Here is a 25,822-nt window from a genome sequence, read left to right on the forward strand (position 1 = left end):
AAGTTATTCACTTACGTCATATTTTTTGTCTATTTGAGACATCTTTTTTATATAAATAATAATCAAAATGATAAAAAGATAAATAGCACCTTGTTGTGCCATAAAGAAGCCAAGTTTAACACCGTTTATTTCGATAAGATTTAGCTGTTCTACAAATAAAATTCCACAGCCAAAAGAGATTACAAACCAAACAATAAGCAATTTAATAATTAAAAAGACATTTTCTTTCCAATACTCTTTTGCTTTTTTCTGATTCACTTTGACCCTTTATAAAATTTAGGGCAATTATAATAATATTTAATAGCAAAAGCATAGCATTTATGGACAAATTAGTTATACAGAATAATATCTATCGATTTTGTATCCAAGTCCACGAATATTTTTTATAAAATCTTCTTTTAGTGCTTTTTTTAATCTTGAAATTTCAGCTCTAATTGTAGGATTATCAATATTTTCAGCATCCCAAACATCAACTCTAAATCTCTCAAAATCGACAATCATATTTATATTTAGGACTAAAATATGAATAATTTCTAATTGTTTTTTTGTAAGATTTTGTGGCTCACCATTAAAATAAAGAGTTTGTTTATCTTTTGAATATGAGTAATTTTCTGAAAATCGAATATGTGAAGTATTGTTTTGTTCTTTTTTTAGAATTTGATTTATTTTAATTCCAAGTTCACCTAAATGAAAAGGTTTTTTAATATATTCTCTACATCCTAAATTGTAAGCTTTTGTAATATCTTCAATATCAACTAGTGCAGAAATAAATATAGTTGGTATATGAATTTTTTTACTATTTAAGTAAGCTAAAACTCCAAATCCATCAACAGTTGGGACATTTATATCTAAAATTAATAAATCAAAAGAACTATCAATATTATCTAATACATCTTGTCCATCTTGAAAACTCTCAACCATATGACCAATATTTCTTAAATATTCACTAATAGCATTATTTAGCAATAACTCATCTTCAAGAAGTAGTATCTTCATTTATTTTAAACCTATAAGTAAATTTTGTCTCTTTTTCATTTGAGTCGATATTGATTATAACTAAATTTTTATCACAGATATCTTTTACAATTTTTAATCCTAAACCAAAACCACCTCTTGAAGAATTTTCTCTATAATAATCTTCAAAAATCTTATCAACATTTTCTATTTTTTTTGAGATTGTTGTAATTGAAAATTCTATTTCATCATCATTTAAATAATAAAGTTTTACAAATATTGGAGATTTTGAAGAAGAGTATTTTACTGCATTTGATAAATTATTATCAATGATTCTTTGAAGTTCAGTGATATTGAATTTTATATATAAATCATCTTCTAAATTTTGGATAAGATATAAAGAGTTTGATTTTATAATTTCATCAAAGAATTCTAATCTCTCTTTTAATATAGAAGTGAAATCTAAATACTCTTTTTCATAAACAACTCTATCTTTTTTTATTAAATATGATAAATCATCATAAATATATTGAATAGTTTTAGAACCAGATTCAATATTTGTAATATAGTTATTATTTGGTATTTTCATTTTTAGTAAATCTATATTTGTTCTTATAATACTTAAAGGAGTATTGATTTCATGTACAGAATTTTTGATAAAACTTTTTTGAGAATCAACTAAATCTGTTAATTCTTTAGTTTTTTCTTTTACCTTATCTTCTAAATTTTTATTTAAATCTTCAAGCATAGTTGTTTTTAATTTTATATTATTCATTGCATCTGTTGCATAGTTTGCAATAACTTTGAATTCTCCAAAAATAATATTATTTTGATTTAAAGGTTCATCATTTTTTTGTGATTCTTTGAAGTATTTTCCTATTTCTTTTACATCATTTACTATTAAAATAGTTGCATTTTTATAAATAAATATTGAATAGAATATAAGTAAAATCGTAAGAGAAGTTACTTGTAAAGTGTAATTAGATATTTTTTGATTATAATCAGCTTCTTTTAATTTTATTAGTTTATCAATTTCATCTAAATAGACACCTTTCCCTATTGTCCAGTTCCATTTATCATAAGATTTTACATAAGATATTTTATTTGCTTCTTTATGAATTTCTGGTTTTGACCAAAAATAGTTTATAAAACCGCCATCTTTATTTTTAGAGATATTTATAAGTTCTTCTATGATTTTTCTACCACTTTGATCTGTAAAATTTAGAAAATTCTTACCAACATTTACATTATCTATTGAGTTTTGAAGTAAATTTCCATCAAAATCGTAAATAAAGATATATTCATTTGGATTATCACTTAAATCTAAATCTTTAATTGCAACTATTACTTCTTTTTTTATTGTTTCTAAATCTTTTTTATCAACATTTTCTTTATAATAGTAATCTATAAATTTTATTACATAATCAATATGATTTTTTATTAAAGCTTTTTGATTATTTGTGTAGTCTTCTTTTAGGGTATGTATTTTTTCTTGTAGCTCTTCATGTGCATTATTTATAATTATAAAAGTAAAAAAAGATATCAAAACTATTATGAACAAAATACTATAAACTATTAGGTGATATAAACTTTTTGCTTTTAACATTTTAAACCTTTAAAATTAAAGTTAAATGATAGCTAGATTTTAGTAATAATAAACTTTGAAAGTGATATTTCCAAGTGGCGCGGCCGACGAGACTCGAACTCGCGACCTCCTGCGTGACAGGCAGGCATTCTAACCAACTAAACTACGGCCGCACTTGGGAAATAATAAAAAGTGGTGGTCGATATAAGACTCGAACTTATGACATCTACCTTGTAAGGGTAGCGCTCTACCAACTGAGCTAATCGACCGAAGTTGCATATTTTGGCTTGGTGACCCCTAGGGGATTCGAACCCCTGTGGCATGGATGAAAACCATGAATCCTAACCGTTAGATGAAGGGGCCAAGACTATGCAACAATAAAAAGTGGTGACCCGTAATGGATTCGAACCATTGGCCCCCTCATTAAAAGTGAGATGCTCTACCGGCTGAGCTAACGGGTCACAAAACAAAATAAAAGTGGCGCGGCTGACGAGACTCGAACTCGCGACCTCCTGCGTGACAGGCAGGCATTCTAACCAACTAAACTACAGCCGCACTTTATAAACAAAGTCACAATAAAATAAAAATCCTATACCAACTGTATTTTAGATTTTTAAGTGGTGGTCGATATAAGACTCGAACTTATGACATCTACCTTGTAAGGGTAGCGCTCTACCAACTGAGCTAATCGACCGAAGTTGCATATTTTGGCTTGGTGACCCCTAGGGGATTCGAACCCCTGTGGCATGGATGAAAACCATGAATCCTAACCGTTAGATGAAGGGGCCAAGACTATGCAACAATAAAAAGTGGTGACCCGTAATGGATTCGAACCATTGGCCCCCTCATTAAAAGTGAGATGCTCTACCGGCTGAGCTAACGGGTCACAAAACAATAATCATTTTTAAGTGTTAAACTCAAAATGGACTGGAATTATATTGGAAAATGAATCAATTGTCAAGAGTTTTTTTTACAAATTTCAAAATTTTTTTCAAAGCAGTTTTTGCTGCTTGTATTTGAACCTCTTCTCTTGTACCTTTAAAGTAAAAAGTATCAATTGTTTTTACATTATTTGCATCTGAAATACCAATTACAACTGTTCCTACTGGTTTGTTTTTTGTTGCTCCTGTTGGTCCTGCAATTCCTGATATTGCAATAGCAAAATCTGCTTCAAATTTTTTTATAGCACCATCTAGCATCTCATTTACAACTTCAGTGCTTACTGCTCCAAATTTTTCTAATGTTTCATTATTTACATTTAATTCTTGATTTTTTATCTTATTTGAATAAGATACAATACTTCCATTAAAAATATCAGAAGAACCAGAAACTTTTGTAATCATACTTGCAACTAATCCACCTGTGCAAGATTCTGCTGTTGTTATTGTTTTTTTATTATTTCTTAGAATGTCTTGAAGTTCAATCATATCTTTTTTATTAAATATTTTTTTAAACACAACTAATCCTTTTTTTAAGAATAATGTATTTTAGTAATAAATTGATTAAAGTTAAGAGGAAAGAAAAATAGAAGAAAAAGATTCTTCTATTTTTTATTATTTATCGTCAGTAAAATCGCTTAAGAATTTATCTTCATAGAAAGTTTTACCTAAGTATTGGCATACTTTTTTAATATCTCTTTCTGCATTTCCTAAACAAGATGTTGCACCTGGTGATGGAGTCATATTAAAGATAATTCCATCTAGCTCAGTAATTGAAGCTTCTCCAAGCATTAATTTTTTCTCATCTTTATTAAGTACTTGTGGTCTAACTCCTCCAAATCCTTTTGCATATTCAATATCTTCTACACTTAAAGATGGAACAATTTTTCTTGCATCTTTAACAAAAAGACCTTTATTGATACCAGGAACTTCAAATAAGAAGTTTTTGAATACATAATTTCTTATATCTGAATCTTTTAATAAGTCCCAGAAAATTTTCATAATACTTCCATCAAAATTCATAGTTTTTAGACATTGGAAGAATGATTTTCCACCTTTATATCTTTCTAATACTAATAATGCAAGAGCAGTTGGTCCAAATCTAGTTTTACCTTCACATAAGATATCTGGATCTCCATGAAGTGCAGCAAATGGTAATTTATCATTTTGTACCATATAAACTTTACCATTTAAGAAATGACCACTTGTAATATAGAATGATCCTGCCATAGATAAAGAACCCATATGTTTTCCATAACCCATTTTATGTGCTAAGAATAATGAGTGAGCACCTGCATCAACAACAACAAAGTCTGCTGTATAAACTGTACCATGAACAGTTGTTAGTTTGAATTTTTTACCAACTTGTTCAATTTCTTCTACTTCAGAGTTAAAGAAAACATCAGTTGTTTTAGATGAATCTGCATTTTGTCCAGCTTTAACTAATTCTTTAGTCATTGCTCCAAAATCAACTGTCGTATATTGGTCGTTTGTTCCCATTGCAACGATTGGCTCTGGTCTATCTTTTGTTCTTTCTTTATCTGCATAAACTAATAAAGGCTCTTTTTCTCTTAAAGCTTCTTTATCCCATAACTCTAAATAAGGGAAAATTTCTTTAAATTTATTATATCTGTCAGTAATAAATTGAACTTCTTTTTCTCCAACACCTAAAGCCATTTTTTGATGTTTAAACATAATCTTATCTTGTAAGTCATACATAAGATTGAATTTTTCAATCATTTTTGCAGTTCTTTTTGTAATTTTTGCTTTTTCAAATGTATAGTTTGTTTCGATATCACCTACGTGAATTGTTTGAGAGTTACTTGTACCTTTTGAGTTTAAAGTTGCAAGGTCTTCATATTTTTCTAATAAACAGATGCTATTTACATCAGAATATTTTGCTAATTCAAAAAATAAAGCTGCTCCAGAAATACCCCCACCAACAATTACTACTTCATAGTGTTTCTCATTCATTTTTCTTTCCTTCTTCCAAATATTTTGTCATAAAAATTTAGGGATTCTAACATATAAATTTTTTATTTTAGATAAATAGTAGAGAGTAATTATTTTATTTTTTTAAATTTAAGAATAGGGTAAAATATAATTTACTATTCAACTAAAATTTTCTTGCGTTTAGGTTGTTTTTTACTTAAAATTCATTAAATATGAGTTTTAAAATATATTTAGATATAATCTATGTTTTAATAAAACAATAAATAATTGAAAATGAAGGTGTTGATAATGGATTATAAAGAGAGTTTATTGCTTCCAAAAACAGATTTTCCAATGAGAGGGAACCTTCCTCAAAATGAACCTGTAAAATATAAGCAATGGGATGAAAAAAAAGTTTACGAAAAAATGAAAAAAAATAGAGTGGGGTGTCCATCATTTACACTTCACGATGGACCTCCTTATGCAAATGGGAATATTCATATTGGTCATGCTTTAAATAAAATTCTAAAAGATATTATTAACAAATTTCATTATTTTGAAGGAAAATCAATTAGATATGTTCCAGGATGGGATTGTCATGGATTACCAATTGAACAAAAAGTTGAAGAAAAAATAGGAAGTGAAAAGAAAAAAGAGCTTCCAAAATCAAAATTAAGACAACTTTGTCGTGATCATGCAACTAAATTTGTTGAAATTCAAAAAGATGAATTCAAAAAATTAGGTGTAATTGCTGATTGGGAAAATCCTTATTTAACAATGGATTTTAAATTTGAAGCAAATATTTATAGAGAGTTATGTGCAATTGCAAAACAAGGTTTACTAATTCAAAGAAGCAAACCAGTATATTGGTCTTGGGCTGCTCAAACTGCGTTAGCTGAAGCTGAAGTTGAATATGAAGATAAAACATCTCCATCAATTTATGTAGCATTTGAAATGAGTAATGAATCTAAAGCAATTCATGGTTTAGAAAATAAAAAAGCTGCTTTTGTAATTTGGACTACAACACCTTGGACACTTCCTGCTAATACGGGAATATCTTTGCATCCTGTAGAAATGTATGTTTTAACTTCTGATGGATATATCGTTGCAAAAGCTTTATATTCAAAATTAAAAGAAGAAGCAGTAATAAATGGAGAAATTGTAACAGAATTTGAGCCTTTTATGTTTGAATCGAATATTGCTATAAATCCATTAAATGGAAGAACTTCTAAAATTGTTTTAGGTGATCATGTTATGATGGATAGTGGAACTGGAGCAGTTCACACAGCACCTGGGCATGGAGAAGATGACTATAAAGTTGGATTAAGATATAACTTAGATGTAATTATGCCAGTTGATGCTTATGGTAAATATGATGAGACAATAGTTAGAGAAAAACTATTTAAAGATACTAATAAATATTTAGGATTAAATGTATTTAAAGCAAATGAGTTAATTTTAGAAGAGTTAGGAAGTGCTTTATTAAAAAGAGTAGATATTAGACACTCATATCCACATTGTTGGAGAACACATACACCAATTATTTTTAGAGCAACAAAACAATGGTTTATCTCAATAGATGATAAATATGGAAATAAAAATAATACATTAAGAGAAAATGCTTTAGAAGTTGTAGAAAATCTAAAATTCTATCCAGAATGGGGAAGAAATAGATTAAAAGCAATGCTTGAAGGAAGACCTGACTGGTGTATTTCAAGACAAAGAGATTGGGGAGTTCCAATTGCATTTTTTAGAAATAAAAAAACTGATGAAATCATTTTTGATGAAAAAGTTTTAAATTATACAGCTATGATTTTTGAGCAAAAAGGTTGTGATGCTTGGTATGACCTTGAAATAAAAGAGTTATTGTATCCAGGAAGTGGCTTAAATCCTGATGATTTAGAAAAAACTTTAGATATTTTAGATGTTTGGTTTGATAGTGGTTCAACACAAAATGCAGTTTTAAGAAGTAGAAATTATGATGCTGGAACTTTCCCTGCTGATATGTATTTAGAGGGAAGTGATCAACATAGAGGTTGGTTCCAATCTTCACTTTTAACAACTTTAGCTTCAAGTGAAATTGCTCCTTATAAATCGATTTTAACACATGGATTCACTGTTGATGAAAAAGGTGAAAAAATGTCTAAATCAAAAGGAAATGTTGTTGCTCCTGATAAAGTTATAAAAGAGTATGGAAGTGAAATTTTAAGACTTTGGGTTGCAATGAGTGATTATCAAAGTGATTTAAAAATTTCTGATAATATCTTAAAACAAAATGGCGAGTTATATAGAAAAATAAGAAACACAGCAAGATTTTTACTTGCAAACATTGATGATTTAGAAGAGATTATTGATGTTTCTAAAATGGGGCCATTAGATAAATGGATTTTAAATAAAGCTAAAAAAGTATTTGATGAAATTGAAGCTGCATTTAATGTTTATGAATTTTCAAAAGGTTTAAATAAATTAAATAACTTCTTAGTTGTTGATTTATCTGGAATTTATCTTGATGTTTGTAAAGATAGATTATATTGTGATGATAAAAAAGATATTCATAGACTTGCAAGTCAAAGTGCAATGGCACTGATTGCTAAAAAACTTATTTCAACTTTAGCTTGTATTTTAACATATACAATGGATGAATTATTAGAGTTTGCACCAGCATTTATAAAAGATGGTTGTGAAGATATTTTTGACTTTAAAAAAGTTGAATTACCAGTTGTAGAATCATCTTTAGATGAAAGTATTTTATTAAGTGCAAAAGAAAAATTCTCTGAAATAAAAGATGCTTTAAGTAAAGAAAAAGTGATTAAATCAACTTTAGAATTGATGCTTTATACAAATAGTGAAGATATTTTAGCTTTAGATGAAGTAGAAGCTAGCGACTGGTTTTTAGTTAGTCAAGTAAGTAAAGATAAACAAAACTCTGATATATTAGGAAGTTTCCAAATTGATGGAAAAGATTTTGAAGTTTATAAAGCAACTGCTCATAAATGTCCAAGATGTTGGAAATTTACAGCAAATGCTGAAGAATCACTTTGTAAAAGATGTGAAGAAGTAATAAAATAGGAAAAAAATGTTTCAAGAAGAAGTAACTTTGAGCTTTATATTTCAAACAATAGCTATAATTTTAGTAATTACAGCTATTGGAATATTTTATGTAAAGAAAAAAGCAAATGAGGTAAAAAATAAATGATGCCATTTACTGATGAAGATTTACAAAATCCAGTAAGTTCTATAATTGAAAATAAAATTTCACCAATGCTAGCACGTGATGGTGGCGCAATTAAGCTTTTAGCTATAAAAAATGCTAGAATTTTTGTGCAATTACAAGGTGCATGTGTTGGCTGTAGCGCAAGTAGTAGCACTTTAAAATATATTGTAGAAAAAGAGTTAAAATCTGCAATTCACCCTGATTTAGAGATTATTAATGTACCACAAGGTATGGAAAACAACTTAGAGGAATTATAATAATGATAAATGAAGATAGATTATTAAATGAAGCAAATTCTTTATTTCTACAAAAAAGATTTGAGGAAGCTTTATTTTTATATTCACAGTTATCATCAAATTTTCCAGATAATAAAGAATATCCTATTTATGCACTTTTTTGTGATATTGCTAGTGAAGATGTATCAAAAGCTTTATCTTTATATGATTATTTTACGGTAATTAAAGATGATAGTTTAGATGAAGCAATAAGATATGTAGAAGACATAGTAAATGCTTATGATGGTGATATTGATAAAATGATGGAAATTTTAAAAGATTTAAGCACTTCAACAGTTGAATCTTTAGATGCAATAAGATATGAAGATTTTAAAAAATTAATAGAAGTTAGAGGTTCTTTTAGAATTGCTTTTGAAGATATTATGTTTTCAACAAAAGTTGCAATTGAAAATAAAGATGATTTTTATGATTTTGTAACAAAGTTGATAGATAACGATTTTAATAGTACAGCATACTCTTATCTTGATGGTTTTAATGAATATTTTACTTATGATAAAGAGATAGAAAAACTATATAAAAAATTAGAAGAGAAAAAACTTGAAACTAATCATAAACGATAAAACATATACAGACAATTCAGCTGAAGCTGACAAAAATTCAATTTTTGTTGTTTCAAAACATAATGAAAAATATTTACAAAATGCCAAAGAAAATGGTTGTATTGAGTTTTTAAACTCAAGTGAGTTAAAAAATCATTTAGATATGAGTTCTATAAAAATCATTGGAATAACTGGAACAAATGGTAAAACAACAACTGCAACAACAATTTATAAAATACTTTTAAGTTTAGGTTTTAAAGTTGCACTTCAAGGAACTCGTGGGTTTTTTATAAATGAAACTCAAGTTGAAGATTATTCTTTGACAACTCCAATTCAACTTGGAAATTTTGTACATATTCAAAAAGCTATTCAAAATGGTTGTCAATTTTTTGTTATGGAAGTAAGTTCTCATGCGATAGAACAAAATAGAATTGAAGGTTTAACTTTTGCTTTAAAAATTCATACAAATATTACAAGAGACCATCTTGATTATCATAAAACTATTGAAGAATATATAAGAGTTAAAAATTCATTTTTAAGTGATGAATCTGTAAAACTAGTAAATATAGATGATAATGTAATGAAATATAATTTTACAAATGCTTTTACATATTCTTTAAAAAATCTTTCTGATTATAAAGTAACTAAATATGAGTTTGAACATGGTATGAAAGTTGAGTTTTCATACAAAGAAAAAACTTATACTTTTACTTCTATGATGATGGGAATTTTTAATATTTATAATCTTATGGCAAGTATTGCTGCTGTTCATATTACAACACAAAAATCTCTTGAAGATATTTGTCAAACATTAAAAAACTTTTCTTGTGTTAGTGGACGAATGGAAATAGTTAGTTTAAATCCACTTGTAATTGTGGATTTTGCTCATACTCCTGATGGAATGGATGAAGTTTTAAAAAGCTTCCCAAATAAAGATATTATTTGTGTTTTTGGTGCAGGTGGAAATAGAGATAGTGCAAAACGACCACTTATGGGAGAAGTTGCAAAAAAATATTCAAAACATATTATTGTAACTAGCGATAATCCAAGATTTGAAGAACCAAAAATGATAATTGAAGATATTTTAGCTGGAATAAACGATAAATCAAATGTTGAAGTTTTAATCGATAGAAAAGAAGCTTTGAAAAAAGCTATATCTTTAGCAAATGAAAAAAGTGTTATTTTAGTTCTTGGAAAAGGTGATGAAGCAACGCAAATAATTGGTGATAAAAAATTTGAATTCTCTGATAAAGATGAAGTTTTAAAAATATTAAATTCTAAAATATAATAAGTTTTAGTTTTAATTAACTTATAATATTTACTTATTAAAAATTAATTAAATTTATTTATTATACGATATAATTATTTCTTTGGATTTAATTTTGCTTTGAGTTTTTTAGGAAGATGTGCAAAAACCATAGAACTATTTTTAATAAGTTTATCTTTTTCATAAATTGCTATATCTAAACTCATATTATCTAATCTAAAATTTAGTAGTTTTATTGTTTGATTTTTTTCTTCAAAAAAAAGATTTTCTTTACTTAAATCTACTATTATTTTACTTTTTGCCAAAATAAACTCCAAAAATTTTATAAATTATATCTTACTAGGATTTAATAATGCAAGAACAAGAGCATATAAAAGCAATTCCTTCAAATAGATTGCAATTTTTCCCTATAATGATGTTTGCAGTGATTATGGGATTAGGTGGTTTAACTTTAGTTTATGAAAGAATGACTTCGGTTTTTTTCTTTCCAATATCTGTTGCTATGGCAATACTAGTTGTTACTGTTAGTCTGTTTTTTTTAGTTTTATTTTTTTATATATTAAAAATTATTAGGTTTAAAGAAGAAGTAAAAAAAGAGTTTTCTCATCCAATAAGAATTAATTTTTTTGCAGCTTTTTCTATTTCTATGCTTATTTTATCAATAGATTTTAGAGTTTTTTCTATAGAAATTTCAGAAATCTTTTTTATTATAGGTGCACTTTTTCATATATTCTTTACTTACTATACAATCAAATTTTGGATAAATAACAATCTTGAAATACAACACTCAAATCCAGCTTGGTTTATTCCTATTGTTGGAAATTTGATAGTTCCAATTGCTGGAGTTGGGATAGTTGATAATACAATATTATATTTTTATTTTTCAATAGGAATATTTTTTTGGATAATTTTGTTTGCTATTATTTTGAATAGAATAATTTTTCACAATCAATTTGCTCCAAAATTTATGCCAACACTTTTTATTTTAATAGCGCCTCCTGCTATTGGATTTATCTCTTACATAAAATTGACTGGAAGTTTAGATTTTTTTGCTCAAATTTTATTTAATTTAGGAATATTTTTCACAATCTTAGTTTTTGTTATGTATAAAAATTTTGTAAAAATAAAGTTTTTTATTTCATGGTGGGCATTTACATTTCCAATGGCAGCGGTTACTTTAAGTACTGTTTTAATGTATGAATTAACAAAAAATGATATTTATGCAATATTTGCTTATGTTTTAACTTTTATTACTACAATAATTGTTCTTTTAGTTGCAATTGCCACTATAAAGCATATGAAGAAAAAAGAAATTTGTATAATGGAATAAGATATAATAGACTTTTTAAAAATGTAAAAAGGATTTATTATGGAATTTAGATATATTGGAAAAAGTGGGTTAAGAGTTTCAAGTATTTGTTTAGGAACTATGACATTTGGTTCAACAACAGATGAAAAAGAAGCTTTTAATATTATGGATAAAGCTTATGAAAATGGAATAAATTTTTTTGATACAGCTGAGATTTATCCAGTACCTCCTAAAGCAAATACGGTTGGAATTACTGAAAATATAGTAGGAAAATGGTTAAAAACAAAACAAAGAGATTCTATCATCTTAGCAACTAAAGTTGCTGGTGCAGCTTCTGGTTGGTTTGTTCCACCTGTAAGACATGGACTTACTGCAATTGACTCTTTTCATATAAAAAAAGCAATTGAAGGAAGTTTAAAAAGACTTCAAACTGATTATATAGATCTTTATCAGATGCATTGGCCAGATACTATCGTGCCAATTGAAGAATCGCTAAAAGCTTTTGATGAATTAGTTAAAGAAGGAAAAGTAAGATATATTGGAACGTCAAATGATAGTGCTTATGGACTTACAAAAGCAAATGAAACTTCAAAAAATAAAAATTTATCAAGATTTGAATCAATTCAAAATAATTTTTCTTTGTTAAATCCAAGGTTTTTTGATGAATTAGCAACTGTTTGTCGAAAAGAAAATATTTCACTTTTACCATACTCTCCGATGGCAGGAGGAGTTTTAAGTGGAAAATATAATGGAAACTTTTATCCTCAAGATGCAAGATTTACAAGTTATTTAAATAATGAAAGCAAAAGAGTTAGACTTATGGCTGATAGATTTGTAAATGATAAAACACTAAAAGCAACAGCAAAATATCTTGAATTAGCAAAAGAATATAATGTTTCACCAGTAACTTTAGCTATCTCATATTCAAAACACTTCGATTTTGTAGCATCAACTATAATTGGAGCTAGAGTATTATCTCAGCTAGATGATAGCCTAAAAGCTTTTGTTTTTAAAATAGATGATGAACTTTTATCAAAAATAGAAATAATACAAAAAGAGATTTTATATCCAATGGGATAATAGATTAAAGTAAAACTAGAATATAATAACAAACTTTTTAGCTAAAACTAAATATTAAGGAATACATAAATGTCTGTCTTGTGGGATGCTTTAAATAATATTGATAACTTTGCAATAGTTTTATTACTTTTGTCATTAAGTATCGCATTATTTTATGAGATGATTAATGGTTTTCATGATACTGCAAATGCTGTTGCAATGATTATATATACTAATTCTATGAAAGCAGGATATTCTGTTATCATGGCTGGAATTATGAACTTTATAGGAGTTGTTTTAGGGGGAATTGGTGTTGCTTATGTTATTGTGCATTTGTTACCGCTTGATATAATGGTTTCTTCAAATCAAAATGCTACTTTAGTAATGGTTTTCTCATTATTGATATCTGCTGTTGTTTGGAATTTAGGAACATGGTATTTTGGTTTACCAGTTTCTAGTTCACACTCTTTAATAGGTTCAATCGTAGGTGTTAGTATCGCTTTTGGTATGATGAATGGATTTACTTTCTCTCAAAGTGTAAATTGGAAAGTTGTTTATGGTATTTTAACAGCATTAGCTGTTTCTCCTTTATTAGGTTTTGGTTTTGCTTTTTTGATTATGAAACTATCAAGAAAATTTGTTAAAAATCCAAAGTTTTTTAAAACACCAACTGGAGATAAAAAAAAGAAACCAAATTTCTGGATGAGAACTGGAATCATAGCAACTGGTGCAGGAGTTAGTTTTGCACATGGTTCAAATGATGGTCAAAAAGGAATTGGTCTTATTATGATTATTCTTATTGGGATTTTACCAACTTATTATGCTTTAAATATGGAAGCTCATCAATATAAAATTATGCAAACTAGAGATAGTGCTGCAAATCTAGCAAAATTCTATGCAGATAATAATGATACTCTTACAAAACTTCTAGAAGAAAAAAGACTTATCAGTGCACTAAAAATAGAAAATAAAATTGCAGAGTGTAATGTTAACCAAGTATATAACACAACATTAGAAATTTCTAAAAAATTAGATGGATTAAAATCGTACTCTGAACTTTCAAAAGAAGATAGATGGAAAATCCATACAGCTGTTTTATGTTCTGATAACTTCTTTGGTCAAGTTGAACGAGCTTATAAATTAATAGATAAAGATAAATCTGATTATATAGCAGATCAAAGAAAACAAATGATTACTTCAACTGAATATGTTCCATTTTGGGTAATTTTTGCAGTTGCTTTAATGCTAGGAATTGGAACTATGATAGGTTACAAAAGAGTAGTGCATACTATTGGAGAAAAAATTGGCTCTAAACCAATCAACCATATGCAAGGTACAGTATCTCAAGCAATGGCAATGATAACTATTTTATTAGCAAACTTTGCTCATGCTCCTGTTAGTACAACTCATATTGTTTCTAGTGCTGTTGCTGGAACTATGGTTGCTGAACCAGATGGTGGAGTACAAAAAAAGACTATTAATACAATTTTAATTGCATGGATTTTTACTTTACCTGTTACAGCTATAATGGGAGCAGCTATTTATGTAGCTTTAAGTTATATAACAAAAATTGCTTAATTTTATAAAAAGGTTTGAAAGATAAAATCTTTTAAACCTTTTTATTTTCTAACTTGATAGATATTTTTATAATATCACTGCTAAGTTTCTTTAAAATTTTATTTCAAAATATAACTAATTTTTTAATATGTGTATTTTTATAAAATTGCATTAAAGTATGAAATTCTCGATTTAAATTAGAAAAAATATTAGTTTTATCTTTAATAATATAGTTTGTTTTTTAATATTTAATTTTTCTTAATATGATTTTAAATAGAATATACCTTATTTTCATAAAAGGATAGGGATGAAAGACTTGAATATCAGTAAAAAATTCACTTTGATAAACTTAATAGTTACATTATTAGTTTTGATTATGGGTTATTTTGTATTAAATAAATATAAAAATGATTTGGTTGATGAAGTTCACAATGATGTAATTGCAAATTTGAAATCTTTGAGTGAACAAAGAATTAAAGCAAAATTAGAAGTTGGAATTTCAAATGCAATATCTATTGCAAATGATTCTGCGATTAAAGAATCTTTAGCTAACAATGATAGAGAATTAGCTATTAAAACTTTAGCTAATTTATCTTCAAGCATGAAAGAATCAACACCTTTTCAAAATATTCAAATTCATTTACATACAAAAGATAATCGCTCTTTTTTTAGATCTTGGCAAGCTGATAAATTTGGTGATGATTTAAGTCCTTTTAGACCAAGTGTTGTAAAAGTTAATGCTGAGAAAAAAGCAGTTAATGGTTTTGAAATAGGAAAAGATGGGCTTAGCTTGAGAGCTGTTGTTCCTATTTTTGATTCAAATAAAAATCATATTGGTTCTTTAGAGTTTATGCAAGGATTGAACTCTGTTGCAATATCTTTTGATGAAGAAAAAAGAGCATTTTTATTGCTTATGGATTTATCTTTGACAGTAGAAAATGTAAAAGATGAAAATAAGTTGGATAAATATCTTATTTCTCAAAAGTTTATCAATAAAGATTTTTTAGAAGATGCTAAAAAAATAGATTTTAGCAAACTTTTAAAAGAGAAATATTTGATAACTAATAAGTACTTTTATACTTTTAATGATATTACAGATTTTAATGGTAAAAAACTTGGAATTGCGCTTGTTGCTGAACCAATAAGTTATGTAAACAATGCAATTAAACATGCTTCTAATATTATTTGGGTTTCATTAACAATTTTGGTTTTTGCTGTTGTATTAATTATGATAATTTCATTATTAAATATGAAAAACAATATTTTAAAACCAATTTTTAATTTAAAAAATTCAATTGAAAATATTTCAAACAATTTATCTGAAACTAAAAAAATTGAAATAACTTCAAAAGATGAAATTGGTGATTTAGTACATAGCTTCAATAATTATTTGGATTCTATTGAAAAAGGATTGATTCAAGATCAAAAAGTAATAGAAGAGGCTCAAATTGTTATAGAAAAAGTAAATGCAGGATTGTTTAATGATACTATTAAACAAAAAGCAAATTCAAATAGAGTTAATTCTTTAATTTCTGAAATAAATAATATGATTACAACAACTCAAAAAAATCTTTTAGTTTTAAGTGATGTTTTAGTTGGTTTATCAAATGCTAGATTTGACTACAATATTCCAAATATACAAGGGCTTACTGGTGTTATGGCTTCTTTGTTAAGTGGTACAAAAGTTACTCAATCTTCAATAAATGAAATCATGTGTTTAATTGAAAAATCAAATATTGAGTTAAATTCAAGTTCAACTGAATTAGCAGAAGCTTCAAAAAAATTGAGTAATTCTTCAAATATTCAAGCTGCATCTTTAGAAGAAACAGCAGCAGCAATAGAAGAGATATCTGCAACCGTTTCAAGAAGTACAGAAAATGCCTCTAAAATGGCTAAGTATGCTCAAAATGTAACAAAATCAACAAATACAGGAAAAGAGTTAGCTTTAAAAACAGCAACTTCTATGGATGAGATAAATAATCAAGTAAGATTAATAAATGAAGCAATAGGAGTTATAGATAATATAGCATTTCAAACAAATATTCTTTCACTTAATGCGGCTGTTGAAGCTGCAACTGCTGGAGAAGCAGGAAAAGGATTTGCAGTTGTTGCTCAAGAGGTGCGAAATTTAGCAAGTAGAAGTGCAGAAGCAGCTCATGAAATAAAAGCAATAGTAGAAAATGCAACAATAAAAGCAAATGAAGGAAAAAATATTACTTCTGAAATGATTGAAGGATATAATGAGTTAAATGAAAATATTGATATTACAATTAAATTGATTGAAGATGTTGCAACTGCATCAAAAGAACAACAACTTGCAATGACTCAAATAAACGATACTGTAAACTCTTTAGATAAAGCAACTCAACAAAATGCTAACTTAGCTTCTACTATTAGTGAAATGGCAAATAAAACTTCTCAACTTGTGGTTCATCTTGATGATACTATAAAACAAACAAGTTTTGATAGAAATGCACATAAACGAATCTGTGATACAACTATGATTATTGATATAAATAAATTAAAATCAGATCATATTAACTTTAAAAATATGAATTTTTCTCAAGCAAAAGAGGGATTTAAATTTACAGTTAAAAATCACCATGAGTGTAATTTAGGTAAATGGATAGATGAAAATCAAGATAAAAAATTTGCAAAATCAAAAGAGTGGGAAGATTTAAAACTAGCTCATAAAAATGTGCATAATTTAGTTCAAGAAGTAGTAAATTTATATGCACAAAAAAGTGATAATAAACAAATCTTTGAAGTAACAAAAGAGATAGAAGAAAATATTGAAACAGTTTTTGATTTATTAAATAAAATTAGAGAAATCAACTGTGAGGAAGAGTAAAGATATTTCTTTACTCTTTTTTATATTTTAATTAATCATCAAAACTTAATTTGAAAAGTAGGTTAAGATAAAATTATATCTTTAAAATTTGCGAAAGCACTCTCAATACTTGGAATATTCTTATAATGAGTTTGTGTTAGCCTTACATCTTTTGTTTTTAAATCACATATTGCAATTCTAAAACTTGAACCTATAAAGGGTTCTACAACACAAATGATTTTATTTTCAATTTGCCTTGTTACATAAATAGTACCTTGAAGATTTGGAAAAAAGTATTTTGGATAACTTAATGGTGTAATTTCAACAACATCAATATTTTCTGGATTCTCAAGAGTTTTTGCTATATTTATAGCTTCTTCATATGTATTAAATTGAATACACCAGTCATCAAATTTTTTATTAAAATGTTGTAAGTCTTCATCTAAAAAACCACCTGCTATTGATTGTAAAGCAAAAATAGACACAAAAAAATACCTTTAAATATATACAATTATGAAAATGAATTCTAACATATAAGAGTGTAAAATAAATTAAAATATGAAATAAATTGTATCATCTAACAGATTCACATTTTTTAATTTACACACTTATTTTTAGACTACCTTTTTAAACTGTCATTCGAACAATTTTATCTTTTCCTATAAACTCTTTATCCATAGCATTTGATACAATCTCTTTTGCAATATTATCTGTTTGAAGAGCTATTTCTCTTGTTTGATTTGCAATAGAAGCATTTTGTTGAGTTTGTTGATCTAATCCTGTAACCGCATCATTTATTTGTGTAATTCCTTTTTCTTGCTCTTTTGAAGCTCTCGAAATTTCATCAATCATTTGAGTTGTTTTTGTAATATTTTCAAGTAATTCTTCATAACCTTTTATCATCTCATTACTGATTTGTTTACCTTCATTTGCTTTACTTGTTGCATTTTCTACTATATTTTTTATCTCTCTTGCTGCTTCTGCACTTCTAGTGGCTAAGTTTCTTACTTCTTGCGCAACAACTGCAAATCCTTTTCCTGCTTCTCCAGCAGTTGCTGCTTCAACAGCCGCATTAAGTGAAAGAATATTTGTTTGAAAGGCTATATTATCTATTACACCTATTGCTTCATTTATTGCATTTACTTGTTTTGTTATATCATCCATTGCATTTGTTGTACTTCTTGCTAACTCTTGACCTTTTTTAGCAGAAGAGCTAACTTCATTTGAATATTTACTCATTTGCACAACATTATTTGCATTATTTATAACAGTTGAAGTAATCTCTTCTAATGCTGATGCTGTTTCTTCAAGACTTGCAGCTGCGTTTGTTGCACTTGAATTTAAAGAGTTTACATTTTGGATTAATTTATTTGATGAACTTTCTAAAGTAATACCAACTTCTAAAGATTGTTTTAAAAGATTAGAAATTACATCTCCTAATTCATTTATCGTTACAGCAACTTTTGCATAAGGTTTATCAAATCTTTTTGTAAAATCTTGGTGTTTATAACTTTCTAAAACTCCAAGTAAATTATTTAAATCTCTTGCAATTGTATGTTCTAAATAATCTTGTAATTGAGATAATAGATTTTTTAGTTCTTGTAAACTTGGAGTATTTGAATCTTTTTCAAGTTTTGCAAGCATATTACCTGATTTTAATTCATTTATAAATCTTGAAACATCTTTTACAAACTCTTCATCTTTTTTCAAATTTTCTTCTGTTTGATGAATGTTTTCATTTATTATTTTAGCCATTTTTCCAAATTCATCTTGTGAATATAACTCAATAGTTGTTGATTTATTTGTTTGTTTATTAACAAATGCAAAAAAACCTTCTAATCCTTTACTTACTTCATTAGCTGCTTTTGATAATGAACTTGAGATAAGATATGCAGTAACAATTCCGATGATTAAAGATATAACTAATATAGAAATCATAGAAAATGAAAAACTTTTTGCTATTTCTCTAGCTATTGGAGTAGCTTTTAAATTTTTTGCTTCTTGATAATCAATAAATTCATTTATAACTTTTAACCAAGATGTAAATGCTGGACTAGCTTCATCTAATAATATTTTTGATGCTTGAATAGAATTGTTTTCATTCTTTAGTTTTATAATCTCTTTAACTAAAGGAAGAGTTTTCTTTTCAATTTCTTTGATGTTATTTAATATTTCAATCTCTTTATTATCAATATTCTCTTTTTTTGCAAAAATCTGATCCATAGGTTTTGCAGATTCTTCATAATATTTTTCTAAGCTTGATATATGTTGTGTAGATATTTTGAATAAATCACTATTTGAATTTTCAGATAAAACAACATCTCTTATTGCAATAGCTCTATCGTGTACACTTCCTCTAAAATTCATTGCATATCTTTGTTTTACTGAGTTAACTTCAACAATCTCTTGTAAAGTATTGTCAATCTTATTAACTCTATTTATACCAACTATCGTAATAATCACTATTAATAAAATAATAATACCAAAACCACTATATAATCTTTGTGCGATGTTCATTCTAGCGAACATATTTGACCTTTCTTTTTAAAAATTTAGTTTGAAATTCTAGTTAAAAAGAATTTAAATAGAAATTAATTTTAAATTATTATTAAAAGATAATTATTTTCCAATATGTAATAAAGTTATGATTCTGTAAAATAAATTATTGTTAATATGGAGTTTTTATGGATTTAAGAGTCTATTATGAATATACTGATTTTGGTGGAGTTGTTTATCACTCAAACTATTTAAATTTTTGCGAACGAGCAAGAAGTGAACTTTTTTTTCAAAAAGGTTTAAGTCCTCACAACAATGATGAGTTTTTTGTTGTAAGAAGTGCAACAATTGACTGGATAAAACCAGCTGTTTTTGGTGATTTATTAGAAGTTAAAACAAAACTAATTGAGAAAAAATCAGCTTCTATTGTAATGTATCAAGAGATATTGCGAAATGATGAGGTGATTTTTAAAGCTACTTTTAAACTAGCTTTTTTAAAAAACTTTAAACCAGCAAAAATTCCTTTAGAGATTTTTGAAATTTTAGAGTAAGGAAAAAATATGTTAAAAATAATACTAATATCTTTTTTGTTTGTCATAAATTTATATTCGAGTGAAGTTTATTTACTTCCAAAACAGTCTGATGATGCAGAAAGTAAAATAAGTGAGCTTATACAAGAAGCCAACTCAGAGATATTTATAGCAATGTACAATTTTTCATATAAAAAGTTTGCAGATGATTTGATTGAAGCTTCAAAACATGGTGTAAGAATTACAGTATTATTTGATCAAAAAAAGACAAAAAAAGATGATGAAATACTTGATTTATTAAGAGAAAATGGTATAAAAACTGTTGTAAATAAAGATAAAAACAAAATGCATCTAAAAGTTGTTTTGATTGATTCAAAAACTGCAATAATTGGAAGTACAAACTGGACAAAAGAGTCTTTTGAAGAAAATTACGATTTAATTTATATAACTGATGATAAAAAGCTTATTTTAAAATTAAAAGAGTTTGTGAGCAAAATTTGACTAGAATACCACTTTTAATAAAAATATAAAGGATTTTTAGTGTTAGAAATATTTGTTATAGCATTTTGTATTTACTTTGCATTCAATATTTATACTTCATTTATGCAAATAGGTTTTATAAAAGAGGCAAGAAATTTAAAAGCTATTATTTTAGATTCAAATAAATATCTTGAAGCTGCTGATTATGCAATTGAAAAAGAAAAACTTGCGCTTGCTTCAACATTTTATGATTTTGTTTTATTTATTTTATGGATTGGTTTTGGTTTATCATATTTAGATTCTTTAGTTCAAATTGATTCATACTGGTTAAAAGCTATTGTTTTTGTGGATTTATTTATTATTATAAATTGGATTTTGACTTTACCATTTGAACTTTATTCAACTTTTAAACTAAATAAAAAATATGAATTTTCAAATATTACACCAGCACTTTTTATAAAAGATACTATAAAAACTGGAGTTTTATTTTTAGTTTTTGGTTCACTTGTAATTGCAGGAATTTCATTTATTATCAATAACTTTCCTTCTTGGTGGATTTTTGGATTTGTATTTATTTTTGCTGTAATCATACTTATAAATATGCTTTATCCAGTGATTCGTGACAAAATGTTTGATAAATTTGAAAAACTAAAAGATAAAGAACTTGAAGAAAAAATAGAAAAACTTTTAGATGAAGTAGGTTTTAAAAGTAGTGGAGTTTTTAGTGTTGATGCAAGTAAAAGAGATAATAGATTAAATGCTTATTTTGGTGGATTAGGAAGTACAAAAAGAGTTGTTTTATTTGATACTTTAGTTGAAAAATTAACTCACAATGAATTACTTGCTGTTTTAGGACATGAGTTAGGACACTTTAAAAATGGTGATATTTTAAAAAATATTGGGATTATGGGATTTGTAATGTTTGTATTTTTTGCTATTTTTGGAAATTTAAGTGATGAACTATTTTTAGGACTAAATTTACAAAATGAACCTTATGCAATCATAACTGTATTTTTGATATTTTCTCCTATTTTATCATTTTTCTTAATGCCATTAATCTCTCTTATTTCAAGACACAATGAATATGCAGCTGATAGTTTTGGTTCAAACTTAGCAACAAAAGAGGATTTAGTAACTGCTTTATTAAAACTTGCAAATGAAAATAAATCATTTCCTTTATCTCATCCTTTGTACATTTTTTTCTACTACTCTCATCCTCCACTAATTGAGAGATTTAAAGAGTTGGGATACGATGTTCATACAAAAGAGTTTAAAAAATGATAACTATTGACTATCTTGTTTTAATAGCTATTTTTTTAATAATATTTGTGATATTTTTTGCGATTATTTTTACTTTAAAGCAAAAATATCAAAATATTATAAACTCATATTTACTTAAAATATCAACATTAGAAGAGTTATCAAAAGTAGAAAAAGAGAATCTAAAAGAAAAAATAAACTTTTTAGAAAACAATAAACAACAAATGAAATTAGAGTTTGAAAATCTAGCAAATAAACTTTTTGATGAAAAAGAGAAAAAATCTACTACAAATTTAACTTTTGTTTTGAGTTCATTTAAAGAGCAGTTAGACTCTTTTTCTAAAAGAGTAAATGATATTTATAATGATGAAACAAAACAAAGAAGTTCTCTTTTAACAGAGATAAAAAATCTAAAAGAGCTAAATAATCAAATCTCAAATGATGCTATAAATCTAACAAAAGCTTTAAAAGGACAAAATAAAACTCAAGGTGATTGGGGAGAGATGATTTTGTCTTCAATTTTAGATCAAACTGGACTTAGAGAAGGAAAAGAGTATACAATTCAAGGTTCTTTTACATCAGCTGAAGGAAAAAGATTAAGACCTGATGTAATAGTTCATTTACCTTCAAATAAAGATATAGTTATAGATTCAAAAGTATCATTAAATGCTTATATAAATTATAGTAAAGCTGAAAATGAAGATGAAAAACAACAAGCTTCAAAAGAGTTAGTTAAATCTATAACTTCACATATAAAAGATTTGAGTTCAAAAAGTTATGAAAATATTGATGGTGTTAGAACTTTAGATTTTGTTTTAATGTTTATTCCTATTGAAGGAGCATTTTTACTTGCTACTTCAAGTGATGATAATCTTTTTAAATTAGCATTTGATAACAATATCATGTTAGTTTCTCCTTCTACTTTATATGTGACACTTAGAACTATTGAAAATATTTGGCGAAACGAACATCAAAATGAAAATGCTCAATTGATTTCAAAAAAAGCAGCTGATTTATATGATAAGTTTGTTGCTTTTGTAGGTGATATTGAAGATATTGGAACAAATATTACTAGAACACAAAAAGCTTATGATGGAGCTATGAATAAGTTAAGTAGTGGAAATGGTAATTTAATAAGAAGAACAGAAGAGTTTTTAGAACTTGGTGTAAAACCTAAAAAACAGTTACCAAATAGATATTTAAGTGTTGAAGAATAAAAAGCAGAGATTTTAAGATTTCTGCTTTTTAAATATCTGAAATAAGTTTAAATTATTTAAGATATAAATTGCGATTATTGCAAAAATTGTTCCAATAATCATATTTAAAGTAATCTTTTCTCCTAAGAATATACTTCCTGTTGCCATAGCTGAAGCTGGAACTAAAAATACAAAAGATGAAACCTCTTTTGTGCCTAATTTTGTAGCTCCTATAAAATATATTGATGTTCCAAATGTTGTACTTAAAATCGTAATTACAAAGATATTGAACCAAAATATAAAATCATAGTCATAAACTCTTTCAAATAAAGAGTTATCAATATAAAATATATAAAGTACAAAAGTTGAAATTATGTAAGTATAAAATGTAAAAACAAAAGCATTTACTTTTGTAGCTTTTGCTGTAACAATAGTTAAAATTGCCCATAAAAGTGAAGCCAAAATAAAATATACATTATCTTTTGAAAGTATTTCATTTAAATTAAAATTCCAAACATTTAGCATATTTAAAACACCAAAAGCACCTAAAACTAAGGCAAAAGAGTGTTTTAAACTTATAGTTTTTTTATTTATTATTGCTAATAGGATAAAAGTATTTATTGGAATTAATGTTGGAACAAGTGCTCCTCCAAAACTTCCAGTTCCATGTTCAACTCCCCAAAACATAGAAATACTATATAAAACTAAAAGTAGTGAAGCTATTAAAATTAAAATAAAAGATTTTAAATTAACTTTAAAAGATAGTTTTAAAAAGTAAATAATAGGAATCATAGTAACAAAACAAATTCCCATTCTAAGAAATACTAACTCATATGCATTAATATAATTTGTAAGAACTTTTGTACTTATCCAAGAAGTTCCCCATGAAATCATAGCAAGAACAATTAATATATAAAATATATTTTTGTTCATTATTTAAGATTATTTAGCAATAAAATATCTACTAAATCACCATTTTTTATATCGCAACTATCTTCATTTTGAATAAGTAAAGCTGGATTTTCAAGCATATTTGTCAAAATTGCACTTGTTCCTGATTTTTTGCCTTCAAAGTTTATGATATATTCACCATTTTCATAAGATACATTACAAGCTGCAAATATAGTTTTTTTCATTTTTTTTGGAAAATCACAACTTATTTTAGCTTTTACAATTGGTAGTTTTTCATTTGAATTTTTCAATCTATAAATCAAAGGTAAAACATAAAGTATTGCACAAACAGTTGAAGAATAAGCAAAACCTGGAAGTGCAACTATTATTTTTCCATCTTTTAAAGCAACAAGTATATGCATACCAGGTTTTATAGAAACTCCATGAAATAAAACTTCAGCTTTTAATCTATCTTTTACAACATCTTGTACAAAATCGTAATCTCCAACAGAAACACCACCTGTTGTTACAACTATATCTGCTTTTTGTAAAGCATTTTCAAAAAAGTTTGTTATAGTTTGTATATCATCTTTGATTGTTCCCATTTGAAGTACATTTGCACCAGCACTTTTAAATAAAGCTTCCAAAGTTAGATGATTTGAACTTCTTATTTGTGAATCATTTGTTTGAGTCTCTCCCAGTTCTAAAATCTCACTTCCTGTACTTGCAACTGCAATAGTAGGATTTACAAAAACTTCAACTAAAGAGATATTTAGTGATGATAAAACACCAATTTCAGCAAAACCAATAATCGTTCCTTCTTTAATCAGAACTTCATCTTTTTTGTAATTTTCTCCTACATTTCTTACAGCAAATGAAAAAGGAACTTCTTGAGTAATTTTTATTTTATTATCTATTACTTGAACATTTTCAATAGGAACTAAAGTATTACTTCCTTTTGGCATAAGCGAACCAGTAAATGTTTTTATACATTTTCCTTTTGAAACTTCTGAAGATACTACAAAACCTGCTGGATTTTTGTCTATTATTTCTAAAAAATCACTATTTATATCTTCATATTTTATTGCGTAACCATCCATTCCTGAAGTTGGAAATTCTGGGCTATTATGATTTGCTATGATATCTTTTGCTAAAACTTTTCCAATAGCATCTATAATAAAAAGTTTTTGAGTAACACCTTTATTTAGTTTAATATTATTTAAAATCTCAAGAGATTTTTCGTAGCTTATAAAATTTCTCATATTTTGTACTTTATTTAATTGTTCTATTGTATTTATGAATAATTATTTGTTCAAACAAAAAGGCACTAAAACCAGTTGGTAGGTTTTCATTTGTTTCTTCAACAGTTTGGATTATCTTTTTTATTTGTTCATCTTGCATATTTATAGCTAATGGTAAAATAGTCTCTTTAATTTTGTTAAAAAATATTTCTTGTTCTTCGATTGTCATTCTAAATCTTTTTATTCGT

The 25,822-nt window shown here is 26.5% G+C and carries 22 protein-coding genes, 8 tRNA genes and 3 pseudogenes; 14 read left to right on the plus strand and 19 right to left on the minus strand.

Features of this window, described 5'->3' with window-relative positions; translation table 11 throughout:
- Positions 1-3: 3 nt before the first annotated feature.
- The 13 genes from CKV87_RS02530 to CKV87_RS02590 form a co-directional block, all read right to left on the minus strand.
- Positions 4-258 carry a DUF4212 domain-containing protein gene (locus CKV87_RS02530; protein WP_004510577.1) on the minus strand — a complete coding sequence of 85 codons (255 nt, stop codon included), beginning with the start codon at positions 256-258 and terminating at the stop codon, positions 4-6.
- A 75-nt stretch (positions 259-333) separates the two neighbouring features.
- Positions 334-996: a response regulator transcription factor gene (locus CKV87_RS02535; protein ID WP_012012313.1), complete on the minus strand. Its 663-nt coding sequence runs from the start codon at positions 994-996 to the stop codon at positions 334-336.
- Complete coding sequence (locus tag CKV87_RS02540; RefSeq protein WP_012012314.1) at positions 977-2,560, minus strand: sensor histidine kinase; 1,584 nt, start codon at positions 2,558-2,560, stop codon at positions 977-979. The genes CKV87_RS02535 and CKV87_RS02540 overlap by 20 nt, the downstream gene beginning before the upstream one ends.
- A gap of 75 nt (positions 2,561-2,635) precedes the next feature.
- A tRNA-Asp gene (locus CKV87_RS02545) sits at positions 2,636-2,712 on the minus strand.
- A 20-nt stretch (positions 2,713-2,732) separates the two neighbouring features.
- Positions 2,733-2,808: transfer RNA gene (locus tag CKV87_RS02550), tRNA-Val, on the minus strand.
- A 19-nt stretch (positions 2,809-2,827) separates the two neighbouring features.
- Positions 2,828-2,902: transfer RNA gene (locus CKV87_RS02555), tRNA-Glu, on the minus strand.
- Positions 2,903-2,924: 22 nt separating this feature from the next.
- Positions 2,925-3,000 (minus strand) — tRNA-Lys (locus CKV87_RS02560).
- A gap of 17 nt (positions 3,001-3,017) precedes the next feature.
- Positions 3,018-3,094: transfer RNA gene (locus CKV87_RS02565), tRNA-Asp, on the minus strand.
- Positions 3,095-3,157: 63 nt separating this feature from the next.
- A tRNA-Val gene (locus tag CKV87_RS02570) sits at positions 3,158-3,233 on the minus strand.
- Between the two features lie 19 nt (positions 3,234-3,252).
- Positions 3,253-3,327: transfer RNA gene (locus tag CKV87_RS02575), tRNA-Glu, on the minus strand.
- A 22-nt stretch (positions 3,328-3,349) separates the two neighbouring features.
- Positions 3,350-3,425 (minus strand) — tRNA-Lys (locus CKV87_RS02580).
- Between the two features lie 64 nt (positions 3,426-3,489).
- Positions 3,490-3,996, minus strand: a complete 507-nt coding sequence (locus tag CKV87_RS02585) for a CinA family protein (protein ID WP_012012315.1) — start codon at positions 3,994-3,996, stop codon at positions 3,490-3,492.
- Between the two features lie 96 nt (positions 3,997-4,092).
- Positions 4,093-5,451 (minus strand): FAD-dependent oxidoreductase, encoded by a 1,359-nt coding sequence (locus tag CKV87_RS02590; RefSeq protein ID WP_012012316.1) that lies wholly within the window; start codon positions 5,449-5,451, stop codon positions 4,093-4,095.
- A 267-nt stretch (positions 5,452-5,718) separates the two neighbouring features.
- Here CKV87_RS02590 and ileS point away from each other — a divergent pair, with 267 nt between their 5' ends.
- The 4 genes from ileS to CKV87_RS02610 all read left to right on the plus strand — a co-directional run bounded on the left by ileS (position 5,719) and on the right by CKV87_RS02610 (position 10,746).
- Positions 5,719-8,478: an isoleucine--tRNA ligase gene (gene ileS, locus CKV87_RS02595; protein WP_012012317.1), complete on the plus strand. Its 2,760-nt coding sequence runs from the start codon at positions 5,719-5,721 to the stop codon at positions 8,476-8,478.
- A gap of 123 nt (positions 8,479-8,601) precedes the next feature.
- Positions 8,602-8,880: a NifU family protein gene (locus tag CKV87_RS02600; RefSeq protein WP_004510584.1), complete on the plus strand. Its 279-nt coding sequence runs from the start codon at positions 8,602-8,604 to the stop codon at positions 8,878-8,880.
- 2 nt (positions 8,881-8,882) lie between these two features.
- Positions 8,883-9,479, plus strand: coding sequence for a hypothetical protein (locus tag CKV87_RS02605; RefSeq protein ID WP_004510585.1), 597 nt, complete (start codon positions 8,883-8,885; stop codon positions 9,477-9,479).
- The gene (locus CKV87_RS02610; RefSeq protein WP_012012318.1) at positions 9,457-10,746 is read left to right on the plus strand and encodes a UDP-N-acetylmuramoyl-L-alanyl-D-glutamate--2,6-diaminopimelate ligase; all 1,290 of its coding nucleotides are present in this window, start codon (positions 9,457-9,459) and stop codon (positions 10,744-10,746) included. The genes CKV87_RS02605 and CKV87_RS02610 overlap by 23 nt, the downstream gene beginning before the upstream one ends.
- A gap of 74 nt (positions 10,747-10,820) precedes the next feature.
- On the opposite strand, the gene CKV87_RS02615 is transcribed toward CKV87_RS02610, so the two are convergent.
- Positions 10,821-11,030 (minus strand): hypothetical protein, encoded by a 210-nt coding sequence (locus CKV87_RS02615; protein ID WP_020847465.1) that lies wholly within the window; start codon positions 11,028-11,030, stop codon positions 10,821-10,823.
- A 47-nt stretch (positions 11,031-11,077) separates the two neighbouring features.
- On the opposite strand from CKV87_RS02615, the gene CKV87_RS02620 reads away from it, so the two are divergent.
- From CKV87_RS02620 to CKV87_RS11870, 6 genes and pseudogenes are all read left to right on the plus strand, one after another.
- Positions 11,078-12,055 (plus strand): SLAC1 anion channel family protein, encoded by a 978-nt coding sequence (locus CKV87_RS02620; RefSeq protein ID WP_012012319.1) that lies wholly within the window; start codon positions 11,078-11,080, stop codon positions 12,053-12,055.
- Positions 12,056-12,094: 39 nt separating this feature from the next.
- Positions 12,095-13,114, plus strand: coding sequence for an aldo/keto reductase (locus CKV87_RS02625; RefSeq protein WP_012012320.1), 1,020 nt, complete (start codon positions 12,095-12,097; stop codon positions 13,112-13,114).
- A gap of 69 nt (positions 13,115-13,183) precedes the next feature.
- A complete protein-coding gene (locus tag CKV87_RS02630) occupies positions 13,184-14,671 on the plus strand; it encodes an inorganic phosphate transporter (protein WP_012012321.1) in 1,488 nt (495 codons plus the stop codon).
- A gap of 355 nt (positions 14,672-15,026) precedes the next feature.
- Positions 15,027-16,043, plus strand: a pseudogene (locus CKV87_RS11860) (cache domain-containing protein); the annotation flags it as partial.
- A 348-nt stretch (positions 16,044-16,391) separates the two neighbouring features.
- Positions 16,392-17,075, plus strand: a pseudogene (locus tag CKV87_RS11865) (methyl-accepting chemotaxis protein); the annotation flags it as partial.
- Positions 17,076-17,195: 120 nt separating this feature from the next.
- Positions 17,196-17,501 (plus strand): annotated as a pseudogene (locus tag CKV87_RS11870) (CZB domain-containing protein); the annotation flags it as partial.
- Positions 17,502-17,563: 62 nt separating this feature from the next.
- Here CKV87_RS11870 and CKV87_RS02640 read toward each other — a convergent pair.
- Together CKV87_RS02640 and CKV87_RS02645 are read right to left on the minus strand one after the other, a co-directional pair.
- Positions 17,564-17,965, minus strand: coding sequence for a hypothetical protein (locus CKV87_RS02640; protein ID WP_012012323.1), 402 nt, complete (start codon positions 17,963-17,965; stop codon positions 17,564-17,566).
- Positions 17,966-18,107: 142 nt separating this feature from the next.
- Positions 18,108-20,009 carry a methyl-accepting chemotaxis protein gene (locus CKV87_RS02645; RefSeq protein ID WP_012012324.1) on the minus strand — a complete coding sequence of 634 codons (1,902 nt, stop codon included), beginning with the start codon at positions 20,007-20,009 and terminating at the stop codon, positions 18,108-18,110.
- A 155-nt stretch (positions 20,010-20,164) separates the two neighbouring features.
- Between CKV87_RS02645 and CKV87_RS02650 the strand changes: the two genes are divergently transcribed.
- From CKV87_RS02650 to CKV87_RS02665, 4 genes are read left to right on the plus strand one after another with little or no spacing between them, the layout of a single operon-like run.
- Entirely contained in the window at positions 20,165-20,527 is a 363-nt protein-coding gene (locus CKV87_RS02650; protein WP_012012325.1) for a YbgC/FadM family acyl-CoA thioesterase, read from the plus strand.
- 9 nt (positions 20,528-20,536) lie between these two features.
- Positions 20,537-21,007, plus strand: coding sequence for a phospholipase D-like domain-containing protein (locus CKV87_RS02655; RefSeq protein WP_012012326.1), 471 nt, complete (start codon positions 20,537-20,539; stop codon positions 21,005-21,007).
- A gap of 39 nt (positions 21,008-21,046) precedes the next feature.
- Positions 21,047-22,267, plus strand: a complete 1,221-nt coding sequence (locus CKV87_RS02660; protein ID WP_012012327.1) for a M48 family metallopeptidase — start codon at positions 21,047-21,049, stop codon at positions 22,265-22,267.
- Positions 22,264-23,463 carry a DNA recombination protein RmuC gene (locus CKV87_RS02665; RefSeq protein WP_004510597.1) on the plus strand — a complete coding sequence of 400 codons (1,200 nt, stop codon included), beginning with the start codon at positions 22,264-22,266 and terminating at the stop codon, positions 23,461-23,463. Before CKV87_RS02660 ends, CKV87_RS02665 begins: the two co-directional genes overlap by 4 nt.
- Positions 23,464-23,475: 12 nt before the next feature.
- Here CKV87_RS02665 and CKV87_RS02670 read toward each other — a convergent pair whose 3' ends face one another.
- The 3 genes from CKV87_RS02670 to CKV87_RS02680 are packed head-to-tail and all read right to left on the minus strand — an operon-like array spanning position 23,476 to position 25,803.
- Positions 23,476-24,375 carry a DMT family transporter gene (locus tag CKV87_RS02670; protein ID WP_012012328.1) on the minus strand — a complete coding sequence of 300 codons (900 nt, stop codon included), beginning with the start codon at positions 24,373-24,375 and terminating at the stop codon, positions 23,476-23,478.
- On the minus strand, positions 24,375-25,595 hold the full coding sequence (locus tag CKV87_RS02675) for a molybdopterin molybdotransferase MoeA (protein WP_012012329.1): 1,221 nt from the start codon (positions 25,593-25,595) through the stop codon (positions 24,375-24,377). Before CKV87_RS02675 ends, CKV87_RS02670 begins: the two co-directional genes overlap by 1 nt.
- A 10-nt stretch (positions 25,596-25,605) precedes the next feature.
- Complete coding sequence (locus CKV87_RS02680) at positions 25,606-25,803, minus strand: hypothetical protein (RefSeq protein WP_012012330.1); 198 nt, start codon at positions 25,801-25,803, stop codon at positions 25,606-25,608.
- Positions 25,804-25,822: the final 19 nt, after the last annotated feature.

Origin of the sequence: Aliarcobacter butzleri, assembly GCF_900187115.1 — a bacterium.
GTDB classification, from domain to species: Bacteria; Campylobacterota; Campylobacteria; order Campylobacterales; family Arcobacteraceae; genus Aliarcobacter; species Aliarcobacter butzleri.